Consider the following 5,746-nt stretch of genomic DNA (forward strand, 5'->3'; position numbering starts at 1 on the left):
GGTTGTACCCGGGTAAAGGTTGACTTCCTCAATCTTATACATTTTGTCAGGATCAAGGCCTTTAAGCTTTATAGGAATGGCGTTTTTAGCATTGTAAAGCGTAGAGACATAATAATTGAAGATTATAGCTGTATCTCTGGTCTCACTAACATATGATATGGCAGCTACTTTGTTTTCATAGGGATCCTGAAGCCGGTACTGCTGCCCGTGCCACACAATGTCTTTAATGCTATTGTATATTTTAACGGCATTTTGACTAAACAGAAGCTCTTTCTCGTCCAGCTCATTTACCTTCACATCATAGCCCAGTTTACCCATCATGGCTACATCAGTTTTAAATTTGATTGGCTGCTTACCCATATCTGTAACATGATTATCAACAGCTACCGAAGGGAAATAATAAGAATATTCCCACTGAATAAAAATGCGGTCAAAAGGGTTGGTATTATCGCTTGGCCAGAATTCAGTAAAATATTTTAGTGCTGCATAGTCTACTCTTGTACCGCCACCAGCGCAAAGCATCATGGGTATTTTTGGATATTTTTTTCTTATTCGCTCAAGTACACTGTTCAAGCCCTTTACATATTCCAGATAAAAATGATCCTGGTTTTTTAAAGTAGGGGAGTTGGCATTATAGATCAGTGAATTGCAGTCCCATTTGATAAAAGCCAAATCGGGTACTTCCTTAAAAACCTCATCTACAGTATTGAATACAAAATCCTGAACTTTTGGATTACTAAGGTCCAGAACCAATTGATTGCGCATGTAGTATTCCTTTCTTTCTGGTTGTCTGATAATCCAATCGGGATGGTTCTCATAAAGTTCACTTTTTGGATTAACCATTTCCGGCTCCAGCCAAATACCGAATTTTACACCATTTGCTGTCGCCTCCTTGCCCAAAGCACTAATGCCATTGGCTAGTTTCTGTTTATTAAATTGCCAATCACCCAAACCTGCTGTGGCATTATTTCGAGGGAACTTGTTACCGAACCAACCATCATCCAGTAAAAATACATCTACACCCAGTTTTTTGGTATCTTGAATAAGGTGATTCAATTTCTCATCGTTAAAATCGAAATATGTAGTTTCCCAGTTATTCAACAACGTTGATCGCTCGCCCATACCTTCCAGTAACTGGTAATTTCTTGCCCAGTTTTGCAGGTTTCTGCTCGCAATGCCTTTTCCATTTGCCGAATAGGTATAAACAAAACGGGGGGTTATAAATTCTTCTCCTGGTTTTAGCGTGTAATTCCCAGAAAAGTTATTGATTCCAGCAGTTAGCCTTAAGTAATATTCATCAAAAGTCTCAAAATCCAGCCTGAAGTTTCCTGTCCATTCCAATGAGCCAGCAACAACTTCTCCTAAATCTTCTGTGGCCGGCTGATCAATAGAAATCATGAAAGAAGAGGAGTTTAGCAGGTTATTTCTGGTTCCAAGTTTCGAATCAATTGTTTTTATTCCATGCAAAAGCTGTTGTTCCTCAGAGCGCATTTCACGGCCCCAACCGCTATAGTGGTTTTTTAGAAAGAATTTCTTACCACTAAGGGTAAGATTTGCTGAGGCATATTTATTTAAAACAACATCCCCTTTTTCCTTGTGTACAATTTGTACCCATTGTTCTATTACATCTTCATTAAAGTAAGATAAATAGTGTAAGCTAACCTCAAAATTGTATTTTGCATCTTTGAGTACAATACTGGTCAGTTTTCTATTTTGATCGATCTGCTTTTCTTCGACTCTGGAAAATGTAAGTTCGGTAGATTTGTTTCCATCAGCATGGGTTACTGTTAAGGCAGGTTCCAATAAATTCAAAGAACCCGAGGCAATGTATGCTTCGCGTTTGTTAAAGAGGTCGTCAGAACCAGGTTTGTATTTATCCAGAGATTGAATGCTGGAATACTCTGCAGTGTTCTTTAGCTTTTTGCCGATGTAACTCAAAAGCAATGAATTGTCCTTATCCGTTTCCAAAACAAGTACATTGTTTTTTGTAGTGATCTCAAATGTTTTCTGAGCAAAGTTACTTTGTCCTATGGTCATAAATATTAAGAAAAGTTTTAAAGATTTTTTGAATATCATTTTTTGTCTAAGTAAAACAATTTAGTCTGCATGTTTTTCATTTCTGGTAAAAGTTTAACAGAAAATACATACCTGATTGGTCGGTTATTTTATATGTTTGTACAAGGATGTGTTAATTGTGATCGTAAATCTATTTCTAAAAGGTGTAAAAAAGATGCAAATGGCCATACAAAGAGAAAGCAGTGTTTTGTAGTTATAATTGCTTAATTATTAAGGAGATACTCTTAAATGGATTCTAATTCTGTACGGCCGGTAAATCAATCTTTTTTTAAAGCATTAGATCTTTGCTGCCAGAAAATAACAGAAAAGATGGGAGACAAAGCCATTACTGAATGGCGGATTGAAGATTACAATAGATTAAGTAGTCAATTGGGCAAACAAACGGGTGTGTATTTAAGTGTAAATACACTTAAAAGGATATTTGGCCGATTGAAAACTCCCCAACGCTATTTTCCCCAAAAAGCTACCAGAGATGCATTATCGCAATTCATTGGTTATCGCGATTGGCAGGAATTTGAACTGGTTTTCGCAACTTTAAAGATCGAGAATGTTACATCCATCTCTACTGATCAGGAAAATGATATTGAAGTACCTAAAGACACTAAAGTACCGCGACTTGTTGTTGCTATTTTTGCAGCATTGGTTTTGGTTATATTAGCCATTGTCTTCTTTTGGAAAAATACAGCCGAGTCTATGCAGGTAAAACTGGTGTGCGAAAATCCTTTCGGCAGTGTACCACATACCGCTGTATTTAAACTAAACTCAAAGGTTTCTTTTGATGAAAATGAAGAATATCAGGTAGATTTTATGGATGAAGCATTGGTGTCTTCCATTAAGGGTAAAAACAAGATCACAAAATTCTTTAGAAACCCAGGAGTGGTGTATGCAACATTGTTATATCACAATAAGCCAATAGATACAGCCTCGGCCTATATGCAAACCAAGGGCTGGGTAGCCAATTCTGGTAACGATACCTCCAGGGCATTCCCCATTGCAGGGTTAAAATCACTGGATCCAAAAAACATTTATGTATCGCCAAAACAACTCGACTCAGCAGGACTTGACACGCATAAGCCCTTTGTGGTTGGCTTTAGCAACATCAAGCCATCACATATTAACGGAGATAATTTTTCTTTCTCCTGTAAAATATTTGCCGAACAAAGCAGACCAGGCACTCAATGTGTTGAAACTACAATTATCATTTTAGGTGAAAAGCACAGACACCTGTTAAAGTTAAACAGACGGAGCTGTGTGGCTTTCTCTGAATACAAATTTTCGGAAGTCAGGGTATTAGGCTCTGAACAATTTTTGGGCGCCCTCGCTTTTAATCCTGAAAATGGCGGCGAGGTAATGATTAAAGTAGAAAATAAGCAGGCATCAGTCGTTTTAAACGGTAAAAAAGTACTTTTTACTAAATATCAGCGATCAATAGGCAAGGTAATGGGAATTAAGATATTATTTAATGGCATTGGTAAAGCAGTTTCACCTGAGCTACATGATCTGAGTACACATGAAACTTTCTAAAAAAAACCTCGAATCATACATCCATTTGAATTCAAATTATCTTTTAATCAATTAACCTTAAATACTTTACGTATACATTTTTTTGTTGCCTGCTCGTGTTCTTATTATTGGATTGGATGGTTTTAGTTCCGAGGGATTTAAAACAGCAAAACATCCTAATCTGGACAAGATGGTCGCTGATGGCGTACTTTCGCTAACTACCAGGCCGGTAATGCCATCCATTACACTTCCAAATTGGACCAGCCACATGACTGGCTCAGGCCCGGAAGAGCATGGAATAACCAGTAATGACTGGACAATGGAAAAACATCCACTTACTCCAATTGCGACAGATAAAGAGGGATATTACCCTTCAATATTTAAGGTTTTGAAGGATGAAGTACCCTCGTCAAAAATTGCCTACTACTATAACTGGAAAGAACTGATCAATCCTATTAATAAAAAATACCTTGATGAGGTTAATTTTGAAGAGAATGATCGTTATCAGGAAAACTATAGCAAAGCATACGATTTTCTATTAAAAAATAAACAAAGCCCTACACTTGTATTTTTATACAGCGTACATACTGATCATGCTGGTCACAGCTTCAAGTGGATGTCTCCTGAATATATTAAGGCTATTGAGGATGCAGATGTTGAAATTGGCATATTGCTGAACAAACTAAAAACAGCTGGAATTTATAAAGATACGCACTTTCTGCTAATTACAGACCATGGTGGCATTAACCAGGGACATGGTGGTGTGTCAATGTCGGAAATGCAGGTGCCATGGGCCATTACCGGACCTCAAATCAGGAAACGTGGTCTGATTACCGAATTCAACAGCAATAAAAATACAGCTTTGGTATTGGCAAAGATTTTTGGAGTAAGCAAGCTACCTGCTGCCTGGACAGGGGTTGTACCAAATGCGATATTTAAGTAGGAATATCTTCTCTGTTACCTTCCTATCCTTCAGCCATGGTTTAGCTCTCCTTGAGGCTTGCTTCAGTATCAACTTCGATGAAGCAAGTCTGAAGCATTCCTCAAGTACAGCTGAGGCAGAGCAAGGGCATTACTATCGTGTGCTATTGACATAGGGTCCCCAATAAGGCTATACTCTTTTAAAATAATTCTTTATTTAGAATAATTATAAATAATGAAAAATTGTTATACCTTTGGTGCAGATCAGCGCCCCGCTGATCTTAGTTTAGTTAGTTAATTTGATAATGTATCAAGTCCTGGTTACCCATGTTAATGGGCATGGGTAATTCAGGCACAAACAAGTAACATGTGCCAGACAAGAGTATTAACAACCAGAGGAAAAACAGTCATCAGCTGCTGCGCTGGATGCAAGATGTATTACATATGGCACCACAACCTTGTGCTCAATTTCCCGGCAATAGGATTTACTTCCTTTAAAGAAGTTGTTGACACGATCTGTTTTGAAAGCAATTCATTGCCTTTCCCTGATGGAGAAGACCGAATAATTTTACATACTCCAAATGATGATATCAGTTTTACTTTTGATCCAGAAGAGCTGGAAGACTTTAGGGCAGCACTTTCAGAAGCAACATATATGAATGAAGTTTATATGTTGATGGAAAGAGATACAGGACATTAACCATGTTATCCTCTGCTTAACACCTGATTTTTCAGAAGAGAAGGAACCAATCCGTATTTCTTTTTAAAAGCAAAGGAGAAATGCGACAAGTCCTCGAATCCAAGATCAATATAAATATCAGTAGGTTTCTTTCCCTTTCTTTCTATCAGAAAGTAAGCTTCTTCCAGGCGTTTCTTAACCAGCCATCGGCTAGGCGTGTCATGGAAAATATCTTTAAAATCCCTTTTAAATGCAGAGATACTTCTTCCTGTAAGGTAAGCAAAACGTTCAATGCTTACATTGAATTTATAATTGCGATTCATAAATTCTTCGAGGTTTATTTTTTCCGGATGTCCAAAATCAAAGAAAATAGGATACAACTCAGGTTGCTTTTGCAAAAGGATCAATAGAAGTTCTTCTCTTTTGATATTGGAAAATTTCTCGTCTATTTTACCCTCATCATTGTAATAAGCAGAAAGTGAACTGATGAAATTGGTGATCATAGAATCCTTTTTTAAAAGGATAAAGGCATCTTCTTCCTCAGAAGTACTTATTTTGATTTGGTGC

The 5,746-nt window shown here is 37.4% G+C and carries 5 protein-coding genes; 3 read left to right on the forward strand and 2 right to left on the reverse strand.

Going from position 1 to position 5,746, the window contains the following annotated elements; translation table 11 throughout:
* Nucleotides 1–2,037 (reverse strand): alpha-galactosidase (locus AC1DG9_RS24985; protein WP_477635453.1); only part of this gene is annotated, 2,037 nt, incomplete at its 3' end.
* Between the two features lie 267 nt (nucleotides 2,038–2,304).
* Between AC1DG9_RS24985 and AC1DG9_RS24990 the strand changes: the two genes are divergently transcribed.
* The 3 genes from AC1DG9_RS24990 to AC1DG9_RS25000 all read left to right on the forward strand — a co-directional run bounded on the left by AC1DG9_RS24990 (nucleotide 2,305) and on the right by AC1DG9_RS25000 (nucleotide 5,200).
* The gene (locus tag AC1DG9_RS24990; protein ID WP_288879303.1) at nucleotides 2,305–3,600 is read left to right on the forward strand and encodes a hypothetical protein; all 1,296 of its coding nucleotides are present in this window, start codon (nucleotides 2,305–2,307) and stop codon (nucleotides 3,598–3,600) included.
* An 85-nt stretch (nucleotides 3,601–3,685) separates the two neighbouring features.
* Nucleotides 3,686–4,522, forward strand: coding sequence for an alkaline phosphatase family protein (locus tag AC1DG9_RS24995; protein WP_477635454.1), 837 nt, complete (start codon nucleotides 3,686–3,688; stop codon nucleotides 4,520–4,522).
* 345 nt (nucleotides 4,523–4,867) lie between these two features.
* The gene (locus AC1DG9_RS25000) at nucleotides 4,868–5,200 is read left to right on the forward strand and encodes a DUF6686 family protein (RefSeq protein WP_246269702.1); all 333 of its coding nucleotides are present in this window, start codon (nucleotides 4,868–4,870) and stop codon (nucleotides 5,198–5,200) included.
* 5 nt (nucleotides 5,201–5,205) lie between these two features.
* Here AC1DG9_RS25000 and AC1DG9_RS25005 read toward each other — a convergent pair.
* A partial coding sequence (locus tag AC1DG9_RS25005) for a helix-turn-helix domain-containing protein (RefSeq protein ID WP_477635455.1) occupies nucleotides 5,206–5,746 on the reverse strand: 541 nt, incomplete at its 5' end.

The sequence above is a fragment of the Pedobacter sp. 05L430 genome (genome assembly GCF_056397585.1).

Bases quoted from the DNA above. Each gene is read 5' to 3' on its own strand.
- AC1DG9_RS24990 (WP_288879303.1), top strand. From the start codon at position 2,305: ATGGATTCTAATTCTGTACGGCCGGTAAATCAATCTTTTTTTAAAGCA.
- AC1DG9_RS25000 (WP_246269702.1), top strand. From the start codon at position 4,868: ATGTGCCAGACAAGAGTATTAACAACCAGAGGAAAAACAGTCATCAGC.